The 19,663-nt window shown below is 55.3% G+C and carries 10 protein-coding genes and 3 pseudogenes; 5 read left to right on the forward strand and 8 right to left on the reverse strand.

All coding sequences use genetic code 11. From position 1 onward, the window contains the following. Positions 1 to 303: 303 nt before the first annotated feature. The 4 genes from K0F75_RS11155 to K0F75_RS11170 are packed head-to-tail and all read right to left on the reverse strand — an operon-like array spanning position 304 to position 9,460. Positions 304 to 1,413, reverse strand: a complete 1,110-nt coding sequence (locus K0F75_RS11155; protein ID WP_219061913.1) for a hypothetical protein — start codon at positions 1,411 to 1,413, stop codon at positions 304 to 306. Beyond that, the gene (locus tag K0F75_RS11160) at positions 1,410 to 7,181 is read right to left on the reverse strand and encodes a hypothetical protein (protein ID WP_219061914.1); all 5,772 of its coding nucleotides are present in this window, start codon (positions 7,179 to 7,181) and stop codon (positions 1,410 to 1,412) included. The genes K0F75_RS11155 and K0F75_RS11160 overlap by 4 nt, the downstream gene beginning before the upstream one ends. Continuing rightward, a complete protein-coding gene (locus K0F75_RS11165; RefSeq protein ID WP_219061915.1) occupies positions 7,159 to 8,007 on the reverse strand; it encodes a hypothetical protein in 849 nt (282 codons plus the stop codon). The genes K0F75_RS11160 and K0F75_RS11165 overlap by 23 nt, the downstream gene beginning before the upstream one ends. Continuing rightward, a complete protein-coding gene (locus K0F75_RS11170) occupies positions 7,994 to 9,460 on the reverse strand; it encodes a hypothetical protein (protein WP_219061916.1) in 1,467 nt (488 codons plus the stop codon). Before K0F75_RS11170 ends, K0F75_RS11165 begins: the two co-directional genes overlap by 14 nt. A gap of 313 nt (positions 9,461 to 9,773) precedes the next feature. Here K0F75_RS11170 and istA (K0F75_RS11175) point away from each other — a divergent pair. The 3 genes and pseudogenes from istA (K0F75_RS11175) to istA (K0F75_RS11185) all read left to right on the forward strand — a co-directional run. After that, positions 9,774 to 11,318: pseudogene (istA, locus tag K0F75_RS11175) on the forward strand (IS21 family transposase); the annotation flags it as partial. 19 nt (positions 11,319 to 11,337) lie between these two features. Then, positions 11,338 to 12,087, forward strand: a complete 750-nt coding sequence (gene istB, locus K0F75_RS11180; RefSeq protein ID WP_219061918.1) for an IS21-like element helper ATPase IstB — start codon at positions 11,338 to 11,340, stop codon at positions 12,085 to 12,087. A 234-nt stretch (positions 12,088 to 12,321) separates the two neighbouring features. After that, positions 12,322 to 13,008 (forward strand): annotated as a pseudogene (gene istA / locus K0F75_RS11185) (IS21 family transposase); the annotation flags it as partial. A 94-nt stretch (positions 13,009 to 13,102) separates the two neighbouring features. Here istA (K0F75_RS11185) and K0F75_RS11190 read toward each other — a convergent pair. The 3 genes from K0F75_RS11190 to K0F75_RS11200 form a co-directional block, all read right to left on the reverse strand. Further along, positions 13,103 to 14,854 carry a UvrD-helicase domain-containing protein gene (locus K0F75_RS11190; protein WP_219062043.1) on the reverse strand — a complete coding sequence of 584 codons (1,752 nt, stop codon included), beginning with the start codon at positions 14,852 to 14,854 and terminating at the stop codon, positions 13,103 to 13,105. Beyond that, a complete protein-coding gene (locus K0F75_RS11195) occupies positions 14,854 to 16,758 on the reverse strand; it encodes an ATP-dependent endonuclease (RefSeq protein WP_219061919.1) in 1,905 nt (634 codons plus the stop codon). The genes K0F75_RS11190 and K0F75_RS11195 overlap by 1 nt, the downstream gene beginning before the upstream one ends. Positions 16,759 to 16,927: 169 nt before the next feature. Beyond that, positions 16,928 to 17,911: a 5'-nucleotidase gene (locus tag K0F75_RS11200; RefSeq protein ID WP_219062044.1), complete on the reverse strand. Its 984-nt coding sequence runs from the start codon at positions 17,909 to 17,911 to the stop codon at positions 16,928 to 16,930. Positions 17,912 to 18,214: 303 nt separating this feature from the next. Here K0F75_RS11200 and K0F75_RS11205 point away from each other — a divergent pair, with 303 nt between their 5' ends. Together K0F75_RS11205 and K0F75_RS11210 are read left to right on the forward strand one after the other, a co-directional pair. Further along, a complete protein-coding gene (locus K0F75_RS11205) occupies positions 18,215 to 18,505 on the forward strand; it encodes a type II toxin-antitoxin system ParD family antitoxin (RefSeq protein WP_219061920.1) in 291 nt (96 codons plus the stop codon). 2 nt (positions 18,506 to 18,507) lie between these two features. Further along, positions 18,508 to 18,864: a type II toxin-antitoxin system RelE/ParE family toxin gene (locus K0F75_RS11210; RefSeq protein WP_053191618.1), complete on the forward strand. Its 357-nt coding sequence runs from the start codon at positions 18,508 to 18,510 to the stop codon at positions 18,862 to 18,864. 240 nt (positions 18,865 to 19,104) lie between these two features. On the opposite strand, the pseudogene K0F75_RS11215 reads toward K0F75_RS11210, so the two are convergent. After that, positions 19,105 to 19,377: pseudogene (locus K0F75_RS11215) on the reverse strand (Arm DNA-binding domain-containing protein); the annotation flags it as partial. Between the last annotated feature and the right edge of the window lie 286 nt (positions 19,378 to 19,663).

Raw genomic sequence — 19,663 nt, forward strand, 5'->3', positions numbered from 1 at the left:
AACGAGACTCGCATCTAGCGTCCGACCCATTGAAATCTAAGGGTTTTCTTTTCTTGCCGAAGCAGGAAAAGACTCAATTCTGGACTTGTTTCTGGGGTGTTTCAAGAGCGGAAAAAGGGGTAATTCTAAGCAAGGCTATTGGATTCTACCCATAGCCAATCGGACGAACGATCATCAAGCCGGCGGTGTCAGGATCAACAGGGGATGGGTCCCCACCGAAAAGACAGATCCAGGTTCACTAGACATGGATTCTGCTTGAGATCACTCTTGAGCTTCGACTTTCACTGCTTCATTCTCGACCACTTAGCATGGAAATTGGTGTTCGGATTCGCCATGGGCGGCAATTTCTTGCAGCGAGAGACACTCCTGATCCAAGCCGCATTTGGCGCACAGTTCCGCAAGTTGCCGGATCTCTGGCAGGTCCGCAAACTCATCGGCGCTTAAAGGAGCCTGTCCCTCCTTACCAGTGATCTGATGATACTCATGTCCTTTGCCTGCCTGAAGGAGGGAGTGCAGTGGCCCGTAAAGAGGACTAAGAACAAGCTGCGGAATGCGCTTAAGCAGACTCCGGTATATCCGAAACGCTTCCAGGTCGAAATCGCCCCAGAACTCGATCCTAGGATGAGTGAGCAACTCACTCATCTCTGCTACTTCGGAATTTCTCCGCAATTGGATCAGGGCTGACCAATTTCCTGTAAGCAGGTTCTGCAACTGCTTGCCATAGGCATCACCGCTCTTGGACAGCCCATAGCCAAAAGTGGCAATCAATGCGTGACGCCTCGCCAGGCCCGCCTCAATGGCGCGCTCAAATGCCCAAGGATTCTCAATCAGCACGACTCGCTCTGGCATCGCGGGACCAGCAGTCACCACATATGGAATGCGATCCGGTTGGGCGAACAACGAGGGACAGAACTGTCGCAACGTAGCTGCCGGAAGTTTGCCGATGACTTTTGATGACCCAAGTAGGTGCTTCGAGCTAATGACAAACATCGACTCTGTTGAGGGTTGGTTAAGCTCGTTTCGCAAGTGGCCAAGTCCAGCCGCCAAACGTTCCAACATCTCTGGAGACAATCCATCAGTCACCAAATGTATTGTCTCGAGCAGAGCCTTGGCCCCCTCATCCAAGGCACAGCGCTGTAACGCCGAGCGCCAAGCTAATAGCGATGCTGGTTCAGCTTCCGCTGGCTTCGGAGTCAGGATACTGACCTGGCCGAGCGGAATTCCGTTGGATGCCACGTTTCCCAACCACCCCTGCTCCTTGAGACGAATAAATCCACGCCGGACGTCGTCGGGGTGAATTCCCAGGTCTTTACCAAGCTTTTCCAGTAACCCAGTTGGCCTCAGAAAAGAACCTTTCCCAAGTCGTTTCCAGATTGCATCTTGTAGCTCCGGCAACCGGTCATCAATGCTCACCGACTATCCTCCGTTGAGGCTGGTCGTAACACCCGTATGGCTTGGAAGGTAGCAAGGCTGTTCTGACCTAAAGCATCTGTTTCTCCTATTTCATTCAGGTGAGACCAGGCGCGCATGTAATGCCCCTGCATCTCTCTCGCTACAACCAGGGCCGGGAACCGGTTGAAGTCATTCTGGTAGGCCGGATCGTGGACAGTGACAATCAGTTGGAAGCGGCCCGTCGTATCCTCGATCCCCTTCAAGGTTTCGGCGATCAAGTTTTTCGAAGACAGGTGCGAGAAGGCACCGTCCAGAATGGTGAAGCCTGTGGACCTATCGCGCATCCGCTTACGTTGTGCACGCCCAACGGTTTGTCGACGGATTTCTCGCTCACTGATGAACTCAGAAAGCCGCAAGATCCACAGGAAGGTGATTGCGATGCCCTGGCCGGAGCTTGCCATGTTGCGTTCCATCTCGAGAGTTACCGCACTCATCGCGGGCAGAACGAGATAGATGCGCGGGCTGACGATGACTTTCCGATAGAAGTTCTCGCGGATATTGTCTCTCAACGAGCGCTTCAGGGTATCCCTTACGAAGGACTCCTTAGCCTGATCATTTGCCTCGTAATCCTCTACATCCTGGATGATCGATTCGATCAACGCCTGGATTCCCTCTGAATCGATAACCTTTGCCTCGATGATGAACCCAGCCCGAAGGACAGTCTTGGAGACTGGGTCCACCTTGGGGGAGAAGATACTTCGCAATGTCTTAAGGTTGTCGGGCAGGCGTAGCGTGAAGTTTGTAAGCCAGCTGCTGAGTCCAGCACGCTCCTCAGTAAGGTGATTATCAGCAATCGTGTTGACCTTCAGGTTCTCAGTGTAAGACACCTGGGTCGCTTGTAGCATCGCAGTGACTAACGATGGATTTTGTCGCGCTTGCCGTAGCTGCGTGCGTGCCACCTCAGGCAACTTGAGGTAAGAGTCGCCCAGCGCCTTGTCGATAAGCTTAATGAAATTCTCCGTATGACGCTGGAGATTCTGGTCAGCATCTTTGTAGCGTTGCTGCAACTGCTCAGCCTCCTCCGACGTTAGTCTTTCACAGGCTTGATCCATGCTGCGCGCGAGGTCCATGAGCAAGAAATCGCCCTTAGGATGAAACGCCTGATAAAGCTCGTGGCTGCGGAGCTGTTCGGGGCTCAGAGCGATGGCGTCAGGTATCACTTTCTTGCGCTCTAGGTAGCTACGTCGCACTCGTATAATTGACTCGTCAATGATCTGAGCAGCTCTTCGAAGCGGATCCTGGGCCTGCCGTAGTTGTTCATGCGTTGTCAGATTGGTCTTAAGCACCTCGGCAATGTCTAGCCGGCGCTTTTCTCCCTGCCCCAATTCCGTCTGAATTGACGTCAGGCGAGCGCTTCCTCCGCTTTCCACAAACTGCGTCACGCCCTGAAAATCGAACGCAGCTCTGTGCTGAGCATGGTCTCGCGCACGCTCAAGGTGGACGCTTGTATCGTCAGCCCTACTCATGAAGTCGGGCCCATATTCCGTGTGATCTGCGAAGGCTTGGAGACCTCTGAGGTCATCAATCTGGTGGTACTGTGAATAAGCTTGGAGAAGTCTTTCCCGGCATTTTTTGCCCAGTTGTTCCAGCTCCTGGAGCAATGTCTGGTTGGTAGCGAGATCGTCAGAGAGGTCGCCTTGCTTGGTATCCGCCGCTTCAATCGCAAGACTCAACTCATCAATCGATCTGCCCTGCAGCTCCTGCTCTACAGCACACATGGCTCGAATGGACGTAAGTGCATCGAACGAAGCTCGCGCCTCAAGCAGAGGCATCCTTTGGCCAAGATCAATGTTCAGCGACACCAATGCGGCATGTCGCTCAGGAACTCCGCTTTCGATGGCCGCGGCTGCCTCGCGTGCGAAGGACTCAATCGATGAAGACTGGTTCAACTCCTCGATCGATTGGAAAATTTCCTGGAGCTTTGCCTCCTGGACGGCCTGCTCTTCCTCAACCTTGGACCGTGCTTCCAAAACGATCTGCCAGGAGGCGTGAGAAGCAAGTCCAAGCAAGTCCTGAAGGCTTGCCATGGCGCGAATAGAAGACCTAGCTTCATCCGACACCCTATCTTCAAAACCGGGCAATGCAGAGCGAAGACGGGCAATGGATCCGCACAGCTGTTCTGCCTGAGACGGTTTGCCTTCACCAATGGCTTTCGCAGCGATGGCCGCATTAGCTTCCTGGTCCACATCTCGCTCAAGCTCGGCAAGAATAGTTTGCGCCTCACTGATACAGGATTGAAGCTCCTGGATACGGCTATCCAATTCAGCCATGGAGTGCAGAATGGAATCCCAGCTAGCGCCGGACTCCAGGCCTAATACTTCGGTGACAACAATCCGAGACTCAATCGTTCGCTGAGCATCATCAGAGGCACGAATCGCAAGTGCTGGGAGGGCCTCGTCGATCCGCTGGATCTGGGCTTTGAGCTCACTTCCGCGATCAGGGATCCCGCGCTCAATCGCGTCCTGGGCCCGCGCAGCAATACGAGCAAATGGCTCCTGCGCCACGAACCGCTCGTAGCTTGTCTTCAGGTCGCCAATATGGCTCAGCAGCTCACTGAGCAAAGAATTAAGCCGAGCGCGCTCTTGCAGAAGAAGATTAGGGTCTAGCAGACAAGCTACCGGCCAGGTCTTCACTCCTACTAGCCAGCTATCAGCCACTCCATCTCGATAAGAAATTGATCCGCTGCGACAAAACTCGGCCAGCGGACCGGCAACCAATACGGGCACGTCAATATCGGCTGCAGCCAATCGCACAGCGACCTCGGCAGCAGCTTCAACGTTGGACAGCACGGGAGCAAATATCAGAGCAGAGAACAGCGATAGAACCACTTCCCTGCGAGCTTCATTGAGCTCTAGAGACTCGATAAAAGCGTAAAGTGGTTGAGCCGCAGTCCCCGCTATTTCCGTCGCCGCACGTGCCGTTGCATTCGGTACTACAGGCTCTTTATCGAGGATTCGGCGCCGCTCAGCGACGCGCTCATATTCTCCGCGCTTCTCGGCCAGAGCATGCTCAACGTCAGAACGAGATGCACGCCATTGTTCAAGCCAGAGACCGGGCTCCACCTCAGCAACCTCGGTCCTAAACGCATCGACAGCATCAAGCTCTGCCTGGATGTGAGTCAGGGCTTTGGCAAAATCAATTCGCCGCTGTCTTGCTGACTCCAACTGTGCTACGACCTTGCCCGCTAGGCCGTACGGATCCTCATTCAAGAACCAAGTGTCATATCCTTCAGCTTGAGCCCTCTGCTCCAAAACGACCTGGTGCTGAGCAAGTGACGATTCCAATCGCGGCCTGTTTGCAGAAATCTGCTCGGCCGCATGAGCCGACTTCTGGTCTCGGTCTGCCAGCCACTCACTAGGATGCATGTTGGGGAAGCGATGCTGAAACTGCTCAATCGCCGCCAAGTCAGGCTGAATGGAGCGCAGGGCAGACTCATCTTGGTCGAGCGACGCTTGCGCTCTTTGGAGCTCGTTCAGAACGTTCGCTTCCAACCCGTCAGTCGAGGATCCCGAGAAGCGCAGCTCAAATGGAATGGCTGTCTGCCAATGCTTGTCGGCGCGCTGCAGCAACTCCTGCGAACGTCCCAATGCCATGCGAGTGGCTGCATTTTGGTTTATCAATTCCTTTCGCGCATCTTCTCGCGCACGGAGCCACTGAGCCGGGTCACTGTTTGGATACGCTTGATTGAATACATTGAGCGCTTTGACTGCTCCAAAGAGTGCTCCCATATCTTCAGAGCAACGCTTGTGCTTCGCTTTGGCATCATCTAGCTGGCTGCGAACTAGTTGCTCCAACCCGTCCGAAGGTTCACCCGCAAACATCTCCTTGAACTTGTAGGTGCCAGGGAGATGGTGGAGCACCTTGGAATGACTTTGGCGAAGTTGCTCTACGGTGGATCTAGCCTGTTCGTGTTCCCGAGACAATCCCGAGACCAAGTCCTTCTGGGTAGCATGGCGGCCTTCCGCGTCTTTCGACTGTTGCTCTGCCACGGTCTTCTCTTGCTCCAGGTCTTCCGCCAGCGCTCCTGGAGAGGTGCCGTCACCGTATTCGGCCTGGAATGCTTGCCACTGCAAAAAAACTAATCGACGTTCGGACGTGATCTTGTTGTGGTCATCGACCCCCTGGTTGGCGCTCGCGGCTTCAGACGCGACAGCTGCTGCAGTGTTTGTTGGGTCAGCTAGCTCTTGTTCACTGAAGTAGCCACTTTTCTGAAGCGCCTCCCAAGCCATGCCGCCGCTCTTAAGGCCTTCTTCCTCTTGCCTCAGTTCGGAAGCTTTTTCATCAAGCGATGCGCTCTCCGTTTCCAAAACGCGGCTCTGCGCCGCGATAGCAGCTAGTTGAAGATTAGCCTTTCGGATCTCGCGACGAGCCGGATTGGTATCTGCCTGATCCTTCGCCCAAGCAAAAGCCGCTTTCAACTGCGAAACAACGGCTTCGCTGTCCTCTCCCGACCAATTTTTCATCGCGTCGAAGCAGACAGTCAGAGCATCCTGCAGATTGTAAAGCTTGGCTGAATGCCCCCCGCGATCAGGCGTTCGACGAGCAAGGTCACAATATAAATCAATGACTTGCGATTTCTGGACGCTAGTGATGTCGGTGCGTGCAACCAAGGCCCTCATTGCTCGCTGATTAATAGTTTTCACAGACTCATTCAGCAGGAATGCGAGCCCCTGATCGGTGATCCACCATTCGCTACGCTGGAGAAGCATGTAGAGATACAGATCGGGATCATCTGCAGAAGGAACCCTGGGTGAACCTGCGATCGGATTCGTGACGACGGCGTCCTCAAGAACGCAAAGCTCCTCAATCAATGGCTGCCGTGTGGCATGTAGATCGGCTTGTGCCGCTTCAATCTGCTGCACTTCAGCGTCGAGTTCACTCAAGCACTCAAGAACACGATTAGCCTCTCCCAGCTCGCGCGCTGTCTCCCGAGTTCGCTTGCGCGCCCGCACCACGCTACTGGCCTTTTCATGGATAGTGTCTTCGATGCCACGTTCATCTTCCTCGCTGTAACTCCCCATCACATCTGCGAGTAGCTCAGGGGCGAGGTGCTTGTAGAACAGTTCAGCGCTGTAGTTGCCGGTCTTGGAGGCGACATCAAAGTACGTGCTTGCCCCCTCTGCAGCATTCGCCAACTGATATGCGTATTGCTGCTGAATTGCCGCCGAATCGAAGTGCTCCGCGATGAAGCGCCGCCACTCTTCGTCCTGCCGCTCCTTCTGGTTGGATGGAAACAGACCTGGGCGCTTCCTCAGACAATCTAAAAATTCCTCACGAGAGAACAGGTCGATGACCGGCCCTACCTGCACTCCCAGAGGGCAGTCATCTAGCGTCCCTCGATAGGCGTAGAAGTCGAATGCCCGGTTTTCCCTCGCGTTGCCATAGATACCGAACACCATTCTTTCGCCATCGCTGGGTCCAACAAGCCCCAGCAGCAGGTCTTCGTGGTCCGGATTGCGGTGAGTGATCTCGACGCGCAGATGCGTGAATGAACCTGTAAACTCCGGCGCGCCGTGTGTTCGCATAAGTTGATTCAGTTTTTTTGTTTTCCCCGCCAGCATCGCCAGGAGCATCAACATCATCGTGCTTTTGCCGCGCCCGTTCGGAATGTTGAGCGCCGCATGGAAGCCACCCAGCAGAAAGCGATTGCAGGGCCAGTCGGGCATCCAAGGAGATTTTCGTCGATGATTCAGGAAGTTTGAGACCTCAAATGCGTGAATCAGGGGCATCTTCCTCTCCTATAGAAAACTCTTCGTAGCCGTTGATGAGCGATTGGGAGCGAAGCAAAAGCGCTTGATCGGTCGCGGGCATCAAGTAGCGCAACGAGCGGTCAGCGATACCAGACATATCCACGGCAGCCACCAGTGTCTGACGCCAGATTCCTTCCTGGTCAGTCGGCTCGATCATTCGGTACTGCTTCATGAGCTTGAAGAACCGGCGAGCGATCTGAGGGATGCTCTCTCGCTTTTGCCAATAGTCGTCCCAAAGAAGCCCAGCCTCGCCTTCAGGGCGACCTGCGTTTCCCATCGTCTCTACATCGGTCTTCAGTTGAGTGATGAAGTCTATCTCCTTCACCATGGCGTTGCGCCAGTTGTAGAGGTTGCCTACCGGCCGATCAATTCGATCGTAAAAGAAGTACTGGAGGGTCAACCAAAGCCTCGCAATCCAAAACACCGAGGATGTTTTGTTCAACTCCACCGCTTCGTCATCAGCGCTGCGCTCTCGACGCCGGTCGCGGAAATCCGAAAAGAATGCCCGGACGTCCACGTAGGAGGGAGCCTCCTCACCGAACCGACGGCACAGGATGTAGTAGACAATCGGGCGCCCACTCTGGTCCGGAATAGCGAGGTCTGCGATGCCATCAAGAATCCGCAACCCAAGACCTTGCCCGGAGAGAAATTCATCGAAGTCATCAAGTACCGTCTGCCCACAGTCGTACAAGATTCGAGCTGTTCGTATTTCTTCGGGAAACGCCGAGCGCCCTATTGGACGGGTGGAGAGTTCCCGGTGTTTAAGTAGCATCGAGAAAACGAAGCCTTGCTCAGCTGGGGACATCAGCTACTTCCTCCAGGGACAGAATCGGATTATTGGTAACCAGCACGGAGTTTTCTGATGAAACCTCAATAAGGTCGTCCTGATGCACCACTCGGATGCTCTGGTTACCCACCTCGAAGACCTCAGGGTAGGAGTAAATACCTGTGAAGTCGGCTAGCCCCTCCCCCCCTTCGTAGACCAACCCGTCAAGACTCATCAGCTCTTCGAGTAGCTTGGGGCCAACCTTCAACGAATCAATTATCAGCTCAGCATTGCGCAGCAGGAATTCATGCACCTGTTCAACACGATCATCCACCTGATCGGTCTGGCGGAACGAGAGCTTGGGCGGAGCAGGTAGACTTTGGGCATGGAGCCTCGATAGGCTGATCTCGCCAGCGATGAGATCGGGGCTAAAGAAGGCCAGGTCGGGGGACCAGGGGACAAAATCGGTCGTTGCAGATTCAAGTTGCTCAAGGAACCCATCTGGTCGCGAATGAAGCGAGTGGACCAGCTCCAAAAAACCTACCGATGGGCTTCGAACTGTTTGCGCCTTCTGCGCATCGGTCAGAAAGCGCACGAATTTCCTGGAAAGACTCTCCGTCACCTGAAGAACGTTTTCCATCTCCGCCTGGAGATTGCTCAGCTCATACGAAATGTTGTTCGAGACTTTCCATAGATCGAAGGCGCTTACTACAGGTGGCGAGAAGAGGTGTTGCATCGCCTTATGCACTAGGTCTGCAGCATCCCGAAGTGCACTGCTGATGGTGACGCCCTCGCGAATCAAGCCATCGCGTAGATCGGTATAAGCTGGTCGCTCCGAAACATCCGAAATTTGACGGGCTTTGGCCGCAAGATCTCGGAGCATCTCCCGGCAGAAGCGCGGGATATCCCCAAACTGCCGCCGCTCGAGAGCGGCTAGCAGACGCTGCGCATCTAGATCGCTGTACAACCAGCTGTCCTTTAGCTCAGCCACACGGATGAACAGTCTCGCGTTATCGGTAAGACCAACCTGTCTCAAGCTGCTATCAAAGATCAGAAGCGGCGTCGTATCGCTGGTGCGAGCGTAGGCAATGCCCTCTGTGGTCTGGACGCCGTAACGAATTTCTCGTGGACGGGAAAGCGACAGGATGCAGTGTTCCAACGCTGCCTCATCGAAGGCTTGCACGTCTTCGCTAAGGATCTGCTGTAGGAGTTTGATCGAGACCAGAGTCTGACCTTGCTCCAGCTCCCAGCGACCAAGCGCAGCGATCAACGAGATTGCGAGATGAAGGTTGCCTGCTGCGGACTCAGGAACCTCAGGGATCGAAATACTCCCACCACTACTGCGGGTTTGGTGGAAATCGATAAGCCGAGAAACGGCCGCAACCAGTCTCACCTCTGCTGGCAGTTCAGATGACACCTCGGGCGACGAGCCAAGTTGGCTCAAAGAGAGATTTTGTGCCATCACCGGCACGTCGTCCTGAAACAGATCCATTGTTTACACCCTCCGATGCCTCTACCCAGAAGGGTCCGGCCAGGTTCGCCCTCCGCTACCTCATATGCATCCATCGCGCTGAAATGTCAAAGATAAACTGCTTGCTGCGTATTTCGGCCCACCGTGACCGCCCGTTTCGGTACATCGTGACCGCTCATTTCGCTAACAACGTGACCGATTTTCCGCCTGTTCCGAAACAGCCGGTCACGCCCTTACCGAAATGACCGGTCACGTTGTTAGCGAAATACCCTCCACTGCGTTGCGCATGACCTGACCCGCCGCCACCCTCCGTCCCATTTCGGGGAATCGAAGGATGGCGGCGCAGCGAGTAGCCATGCGTAATATCAAAGAATGCCTGCGCCTCAAGTTCGAGGCCGACCTGTCCCACGAGAAAATCGCCCGCGCCTTGCAACTGTCCAAGGGCGTCGTCAGCAAGTACATCAAGGCGGCGCGCGACACCGGTATCGAGTGGGCCACGCTGGCTCTACTGGATGAGGTAGCGCTCGGCGCCGCCCTAGTGCCCGCCGCCAAGACCCTGCACACACGCGGCGACCGCGTGTTGCCCGACGTGATCACCCTGCACCGCGAACTACGTCGCAAAGGCGTGACGCTACAACTGCTGCGGGAGGAGTACACCGCCGCTCATCCCGACCGGCTGACCTACCGCTACACCCAGTTTGTCGAGCATTACCGCAGCTACGCCCGTACCCTCAAGCGTTCGATGCGCCAGCAGCACCGCGCGGGCGAGAAGCTGTTCATCGACTACGCCGGGCCGACGTTGCCGGTGATCGACGCCGCCACCGGCGAGATCCGCCAGGCGCACATCTTCGTCGCGGCCCTCGGCGCCTCGAACTACACCTACGCATGCGCCACGCCGGGCGAGACCCAAGTGGACTGGCTGACGGCGTTGAGCCAGGCCCTCAGCTACTTCGGTGGCGTCCCCGAAATGATCGTCCCGGACAACCCGCGCGCCCTGGTTGCCCGGCCCGACCGTTACGAGCCGGGTCTGAACCGCGCCACGCTGGAGTGTGCCCAGCATTACGGCGCCATCATGCTCCCGGCGCGACCGCGCAAGCCTCAGGACAAAGCCAAGGCAGAGGTCGCGGTGCAGGTGGTCGAGCGATGGATCATGGCGCGGTTGCGGCATCAGCAGTTTTTTAGCCTGCACGCCCTCAATCAGGCCATAGCCACCTTGCTGGAGGACTTGAACCGACGCCCGTTCAAAAAGCTCGACGGATGCCGACGGGACTGGTTCGAGCAACTCGACCAGCCGGTGCTGAAACCGTTGCCGGCGCATCCGTATGAGGTCGTGACCTTCAAGCGTTGCAAGGTCAACATCGACTACCACATCGAGGTGAATGGCGGCTTTTACAGCGTGCCCTCGGCTTTGGCCAGGCAAAGCGTCGACGCCCGAGTGGGCGCCCATGCCGTCGAAATTCTGCATGGCAACCGCCGGGTCGCCAGCCACCTGTTGCTCGCGCGGCGCGGCGCCTACAGCACCCAGAGCGAACACATGCCGGCCTCGCACAAGGCCCATCGCGACTGGACACCTCAGCGCCTGCTCGACTGGGGCGAGCGTATCGGCCCGCACGTCCGGCAGATCGTCGAACATCAACTGACCCACAAACCCCATCCGGAGATGGACTACCGATCCTGCCTGGGGCTGCTCTCGCTGGCTCGCCAGTACAGCAACGAGCGCCTTGAAGCGGCGGCCCATCGCGCCGTCCAACTGCGCGCGCTCAACAGCCGCACCGTACGCAACCTGCTCAAACAAGGGCTCGACCAGCAACCGCTGCCCAAGACCACAACCCCCGCATACCCGAGCCGCCACGAGAACGTACGCGGTGCCGACTATTACACCCAAAAGGAGCTGTTCAATGATGACCCAACACACCCTTAACCAACTGCATCAACTGCGCCTCAGCGGCATGGCCAAGGCGCTGGAAGAGCAATGGACACTGCCGGCCTGCCACAGCTTGAGCTTCGATGAGCGACTCGGTCTGCTGCTTGACCGCGAGCTGGCCTGGCGCGACAACAAACGTCTGGAGCGACTGCGTAAACAAGCCAAACTCAAATACGCCGGCGCCTGCCTGGAAGACCTCGACCGCCGCCAAGGCAGAAGCCTGGACGAACGCCAGCTCGCAACCCTGGCCAGCGGTGACTGGATCCGCCAACAGCACAACCTGTTGCTGACAGGCCCAACCGGCGTCGGCAAAACCTGGCTCGCCTGCGCCTTGGGTAACCAGGCCTGCCGCCAAGGCTACAGCACGCTGTACCTGCGCACGCCACGCCTGCTGGAACAACTGCGCATCGCCCACGGCGACGGCAGCTTCGGCCGCACGCTGCAACAACTGGCCAAAGTCGACGTCCTGATTTTGGACGACTGGGGTCTGGCACCGCTGGAAGAAAACGCCCGGCACGACCTGCTGGAAGTGATCGTCGACCGCGCCGGCTCGCGGTCGACGGTACTGACCAGCCAACTGCCGGTCGATCACTGGCACGGCTGGATCAACGATCCGACAGTGGCCGACGCTTTACTTGATCGATTGGTGCACAGCGCGTATCGAATCGTGATGAAAGGTGAGTCGCTGCGACGTAAAAAGACGGAAGAAGAAGCGGCATCGTGACCGATGCGGTTAGAATTTAGACCCCGCGCAATCGGGTGGAGAAACCGGTCACGTTGTTAGCGAAATGACCGGTCACGATGAGCGAAATACGCAACTCGAACGAAAACATGCACTAGGCGTGTTGCCGCTGACCGAAAAATGACCCAGTAGAGGCTGTTCTGCCGACTGAAAACTGACCCAGGCGTTCAACTGCTTCTGCTCACTTTTCGAGCAGGAGAACCTAGGGTGATCAGCATGGAAATGTTGGGAAAAATCCGGCGGATGTACTTCCGCGACAAGCTCTCGCTGCATCAGATAGCCAAGCGTACCGGGCTGTCGAGAAACACCATCCGAAAGTGGGTCAGAGCGCACGAAGCCACTCAACCGGCGTACCAGCGGTGCGCAATCTTCAACAAACTCAGCCCATTCCACGACATGCTAGAACAGGCGCTGAAAGCCGATTCGTTCCGGGCAAAGCACAACCGCAGAAGCGCCAAAGCACTTTTCGAACAGATCAAGGCCGAGGGTTATGACGGCGGCTACAGCCAGCTCAGCGCGTTTGTACGCTCTTGGCAAGGCGAGCAAGGCAAGTCTTTACGCGCTTTTGTACCGCTGACTTTTGCCTTGGGTGAGGCCTTTCAATTTGATTGGAGCGAAGAAGGTCTGCTGATCGGCGGCCTGTTTCGACGCATCCAGGTCTCCCGCATGAAGCTGTGCGCCAGTCGTGCGTTCTGGTTCGCTGCGTATCCCAGCCAAGGCCACGAGATGTTGTTCGATGCCCATACCCGCTCTTTTGGCGCGCTAGGCGGAGTGCCGCGTCGCGGCATTTACGACAACATGAAAACGGCTGTCAACAAAGTCAACAAAGGCAAAGGTCGCGCGGTAAATGCCCGGTTTGCTGTCATGTGTGCCAACTACTTGTTCGATCCGGACTTCTGCAACACCATCAGAATATCTGCAGCTATAAATGAAACCTTGGACCAGCGTCTTAGAGCGCTTGCCAAACTGCCAGCGCTCTATTTTTCCCGAGTATTGTTTAGGCGAATTCAAAGCCTAGCGCAGTGAGAACTTCCGCCTGCGCAGGTTTGAGCTTTTTCACTGCCCAGATGAGCAAGTGGCGCGGCCGTGAACTCGCCACATACGCAAACCTGGCCGCCTCAGAGGTTGGATCTTTCAGCCAGTCTTGCCAATGTGATTGGTGCGCACCACCCTGACGCGAGGAAACCACCACTGTTGCATCATGAGTTTCGCCTTTGACTTGGTGAATGGTCTCGTAGCGCAATTGATCAACTGAGCTCTGCTGAGCCACACCTCGAGCAAGCCGAATCGAAAGCAGTTGCTTCCCCTGGCGTGCGGGAGCTTTCAAGCTCAGGATTCTGAGTGCACCCAGCTCGGCTTCGATCTCAGGTAACGCGAATGGTTGATCGGGAATCTGTTGTATGGCCTGTTTTGCCACAGACGCCCACTGTGTCCAGGTCAAATCGACATTGGCCACGCCGCCGGCAATCAGAAACTTCAGACACTCATGCACAAATCTACGCCAGGCTAGCTTGGATTCGACCGCGAGCGGGCAGTAAGGGCCCGCTCGGGTCACCTGCAGCTTGAGTTTATCTGCGAGCCATTGCGCAAAAAGGTTCAGTGAAATCTTGAGCTCCTTCAAGCTTCCACTGCCGGCCGCAACACATGCCAGTGCAAGCGTTTCAGTACCGCTAAACGTTTCCCCTTTGCGAAAGCGCTGAAGAGTGGTGTGCCCGCGAGCAACCACGACGATTCTTTCGTATCCCCGGGTGAGTTCAATGATCCTTGGTAACAGTTCGGACGGACAGTTCGTGTATTCCAGAAGCCTTGGCCTGAGAGAGGCAATTTCCGGATTACCCGTTACCCGTTCGATACCCAGTAAATTGCTGCAGAGATCCACAATGGCCTGTCCGCTTCGCCAATTGGTCGTAAGTGCATGCTCTGTGAACCCGAGCTCGTCAAGCAAGGCCCTGACCCTGTCAGGGTTCGATTTCCTGAACCCGTAAATCGACTGATCCAGGTCGCCCACAAAATGAAATTTAACCCCTAGAGCACTGAGTTTTTTGATGATGCGCAATTGTTCGACTGAAAGGTCTTGGCACTCGTCTACCACTACAAGAGGGAACCTGCGCGCAAGGCGTGCGAAATACGCCTGCAGCTGCGGCTTCTTGAGCGCAGACAAAGCCAACATATCGACGTCGCCGTATGTGGCAAAGCCTCCTTTCCAGAACCGCTTCTTTGTTTCGATCAAGTCGCTTCGCACATTGTCACTGATGTGGGCAGCATTGAGCTGTACATCCAGGGTTCGCTCCCCAGTCGAAAAAATGAAGCTCGCTGAATCCAAGTCATAATCGTACTTACAAGCTGAAATCCAACGGCCACAGATGCTGTTGCGGGTACGAAAAATGTCCGCCTTGTTTTCCAGGATTCTTATCCGGAAGTCACCGTTTTTGCCTGGGTACTCGGTCACTTTGCTGGCGATGTTGGCCACGAGGCGCGACAGCACAAAACTGTCGAAAGTCGACACCGCGTGAGGGAATGCAAGAGGCTCTCCCAGGTAGGTTCTCAGTCTGGTCTTGAGCTCATCCGTTGCGCTATTGGAGAAAGTGAGTACAGCGATTCCCGATGGAAATCGTGTCCACTCCTGGACGACCTTGGACACCATGGCGGCCACCACCTCAGTCTTGCCACTACCCGGACAAGCTCTCAGATACACATGTTGATCAAGCGGCGCGTTGATGTAATTCCTCTGTTCGTCGGTCAGTGAAATCATCGAACTTGCCCGTCCTCTATCCCGCACGCCCATAGAATGGCGGCACGGATATAGTCGGGCACGACAAAATCATCCTCCAGCTCTAACAGAGCATCAGCGAAGGCCTGAGCGTACAAACCTTTCCCAATTTCTTTAGAGTCGATGCGTTCGAGCAAGTCGGCTGCGTACCCTGCTCTGCGTTCGCTTGTCATAGCCACGAAATTATGCTCCGCGTCAGCTCTCAAGGTTGGGACGACTGTGCCGTCCTGAACTGGCCAAAGATCGGCTGCGACGGCAAGCATCGTCTTGAGATTGGCGCCCTCTAGAGCCAAATCGTACTCAAACGTTTTGTATTTGCCGGCGAACAGTCGGGCGAACTGGGAGTCAGCAATCTTGGGAATCAGCGCCAGTGCGTGATTGCTTCCTACCTGGAAATCGCCAGCATGCGGAAGGTAACGGACTGTCGCCCTTCCACCCTCACCATCCTCGACGATTACAGTTTTCGGTGGATCATTGTCGGTCAATCCAGCACACCGCACCGGCACATTCTGACCAGTGCTCTCGTCGCTCACGTCGCAGAACAGTTGCATGAAATGCTTGAAGTAAATTCCGCCGAGGTTAATGACCGAGACACCGTAATCATCCAACGTGTCTCTACCCTCTCCATATTGGCGCAAAACGATGCGTGCCAGCTCTGGTATGACGATCGCCTCGGCGATGCCCTCCACCAAAATTGCACCTTTGGAAAACAGCAGATTTGACTTCGTCACATCCAGCCAGCGATCTACAAATCGTCGACTCTGGTCATTGAGTCCGCATGTCCTCAGTGGTACAGCCACAGGTGCGCCGACGTTGGAGATATGGATGATCTGGTCGACTGACACCGCCGACGAGATGACCGTCGAATGCGTCGTGATGATGACCTGTATACCCTGCTCTTCGGCTACTGCGCTAAGGTGCCTTAGCAGGCGTATCTGAAGCTGCGGGTGCAGATGGGCCTCCGGCTCCTCGATCAACAAGAGACGCAAGTAGGTCTCCTCACCTCGCTCTACCTCAACTTCCAGAGTTAACTCTGCCAAGATCGAGGCGATGTACAGAAGGTTGTTGTATCCGAGACTATTCTCTTCCAACGATCGGTACTGAGACGATTCGGCTTCGGCGAGGTTCGGAAAGTAAAGCAGCCGCAGGCCCTCAACGATGCGCGAAAAGCTAACCTCGGAGAATTGGATCAGTGTGCTCTGGGAAAGATGCATGCCCAGCGCGGATTTCAGGCTTTCCCCTATTCGCTGGTTGGCCGCTTTGATTGCGTAGTCGTCGCTCTCGGACAACTCTTGATTGAACTCGCCCACTCGTTTTTCCAGAGGGTGAGGCACCTCCTCCTTTCGGGCTGTCTCCAACTCCTTGCGGCAGAGCGCTTTCAACAACCTCGCTAATCGCGACTGACGACCATCACGCAGCTTGTTTTCTGCATCACGCAACGGGGGGAGATAGATACAATGGATGAGATCAAGCGTCTCGGTATCCAGCGCTGTGGTGTATTCGTGGCCGCCATAGGTATGGTGTTTGAACCGACCACGAGACTCCACATTGAGCGCCGTAAAAGTGAGCTTCGCGTCGTTGTGGTCCCCACACCAATCCTCAAACGCAACAACGTCATTTTCGTCCAGGCCAGAAAACGACGCTTGAATATCAATTTTTTGCGCCGCTAAAGCCCCTGGCTCAAAACCTCGATGAAAGTCCCGCTCATTGATCACACGCTTACCGGATTCAGAGTCGTTGAATAGCTGCCGTAATGCAGCAATAACGCCCGTCTTGCCTGCTCCATTCTCACCGACCAAGACGTTGAGGCCGTCCTGGAATTCGATGGTGAAAGCATCACCGAAACACTTGAAACCACTGATATCCAATGTTCGTAGGTACATGAGAGTCCTTTCTTCCTCTATCTGGCGTATTCGTTACTAGAGAGTGACGCCAAGCCAAAAATGCCATATAGCCTGCATGCCTGGCCTTCAAAAAGGCCGTGCTATAGGCTTTTTTGCAGCACAGAACCGATGCGAATTCCTGTGGCACTTACGCGCGCAAGCCACCGTATTACACCACCTGTTGAACCTGATCAGCTTCAAGCTCTAGCGCAACCTCTGTCGCCACATGGTTGGTGATGCCGAAAGGAATGTGCACGGATGGAGCAACCGCGCTAGTCGATTTAAGGTGCCCTGATTGGTCATCGAAGAAAATGTGCGGTTTCAACACGCCCAAAATTTTCCCTTTCTCGATGCCACCCAGAAAGAAGGCGTCATTGGCCATGACACCCCAACTCTTGAGTGTATTCATCGCGCGCTCATGAGACGGAGCATTGCGGGCCGTGACGATCGAAACGCGTATGCGGTTTTCGTATTTAGGATTGAGCTTTTTGTGCTGTTCCTCGACCGACTGGATCTTGGATATCCGCACCATGAACTCCTTCAGCGGCCCAGGGTTATGGGGTTGCATGACGTTCTTCACTTCGCGCGCATGGAACTCGGACAATCCCGAGGCCTGCATGATTGTTTCAGACTCATCGCCGGCGAGTACGCCGTCAAAGTCGAATGCGATGCGCAGGGTTTTATCAGATTCGTCGTCTTCGAATTTTGAATCGAGCACCTGGCCTGCCGGGTACCCGGCCTTGATAGCCGCTTCCACGTCTTTTTTGTCACCCGACAAAAATAAAGCGATATTCAGTGCCGGTATGTATTCGTACGGGGACTTTCCCTGCATGAAAATCGCCCTTGTCATCCCAAGCCCATAGTGCTCGATAGTCTTCAGAACGCGCAGCCCAGTGTCGGGATCATTTCGCGAAAGAAGTATTACCTCGACAAGCGGATCCGTAGGATCGACGCTCAGGTCATTCACTGACAGTAAACGCTTGATGAACGGAAACGCGATCCCCTTAGGAAGCGGGACGTGGAGATTTTCCTGCTGGAACTTGCGGTATTCCTCTTCCCCTTGACTCTGAAACACTGCGTCCGATGCCAGCAGATCAAACACAGCGCTGGAAGCCACGCCGATCACCAGGCGATTTTCTAACTCGTAGGGCATTGGAACCTCTCTTGATGCCTCTAAACGCAAATATTGATGGGCACCGAACATGCCGATCGATTTCAGGGCGGATCGAGAAGCACACATCGCGCGCCTCCTCCCGCGCACAGTCAGGCATATCAATCTTCAAATCAATCTGCAGGTTGCTTTATTAATGGGTGGATCACTTTGACCCTTGCTGATTGGCCCCGAGTCAGCCATCACCTGATCGCCGAATGTCGGCCCCAAGCTATGCTCTTGAGCGAAAATGGCATAATATGCCAATAATCGAAAGTACCTGTTTGCATAGAACTGGAGCTAGTTATGGCAACGCGAAACGTTGTGCTCACCCCTCACCAGGAACAGGTTATCCATGACCTGGTGCAGTCCGGCCGTTATCAGAATGCCAGCGAAGTGATGCGAGAAGGTTTGCGTCTATTGGAACAGCGCGTCGCCGAAGACACCGCCAAAGTTGAGGCCCTGCGTCAGGCGACCTCGATCGGCATCATGGATCTTGAGCACGGGCGCTTTACTCAGTTGAACGAAGGGGATCTGGAGCACTACCTCGAGGGCTTGAGCCTGGAGGCGAGCATCCCCGCGCGCGCGAAACACTGAGCATGCCGCCGTATCGGATTTCCAACGCGGCGCGCGCCGACATTGTCGACATCCTCAGGCTCTCCCAGACGCAGTTCGGCGATCAAGCACGCCAGCGCTACCAGGCACTGATCCTCGCGGCGCTGCAAGCGATTGCCGACACGCCTTATCGCATTGGCAGCCACGACCGCGATGAGCTTGCACCGGGCCTTCGCAGCTATCACCTCATCTATTCACGCCAGCAGGCCAAACAAACCCATGGAACGGTCAAAAGCCCACGGCATATCGTGTTCTATCGTGTGGCAAACGACGACGTGATCGAGGTCGTCCGACTTCTTCATGACGCCATGGAAGTGCAACTGCACCTGCCCAACGACTGATCACCGACCTGGCCTAAAGACTTAACCGGCCATGAACAGCGAAGGTAAGGCGCCCCCTCTACATCTCAATCTGAACGCCCTCGCTGCCAGCCGACTCGGCGGCCAATTGAAGCGGGAGGTTCTGGGTCCGACCGGGCTATCGAGACCCACGACCAGAAACACGATGTTCAACTTTGCGTACCACTTTCAATGCTGAACAACCGATTCTCAGGCGTTTTCCGTGGCCAGGCGCCTAGCATTACGCTCCAACTGCCGATGGACACGCGGATCGATGCCCCTAGCGACCAGTGCCCTCGCAACATCACGCAAAGCGCGTGCGTCCGGCAAACCAATTTCAGGATAGGTACCGAGAGAAATACGGGGTCGCTTATCCGCCAAGGAAAAGCGGAAGTGCCAGCACTTGGCGCCTTTCGTATTCACGAAAAGAGCGAGGCCGTTGTAATCAGGGAGGGTGTAGTCCTTGGCACGAGGTTTGGCGTGTCGCACCGCGGATCGGTGAGGGCCATCGTACAATCTCCGTCTCGTTTGGATGGAGGAGATTTGTACGGCTTCCAGAGAGGCGAGTCCCACGAAAAAGTGATCTACCAAGCGCCGGATTAATGTACTAAAAAATCGTGGCTAGTTGTGGTTTCGAGTGGAACTTACTGGAACGAAAAAAGAGGCCGAAGCCTCTTTTTTCAATTTCTACAGACTTCAATAGAAGCCTGTAGAACAATATTTGGAGCGGGAAACGAGACTCGCATCTAGCATCCGACCCATTGAAATTTAAGGATTTTCTTTTATTCCTGAAGCAGGAACA

This window comes from Pseudomonas sp. UMAB-08 (assembly GCF_900095225.1).
Classification (GTDB): Bacteria; Pseudomonadota; Gammaproteobacteria; order Pseudomonadales; family Pseudomonadaceae; genus Aquipseudomonas.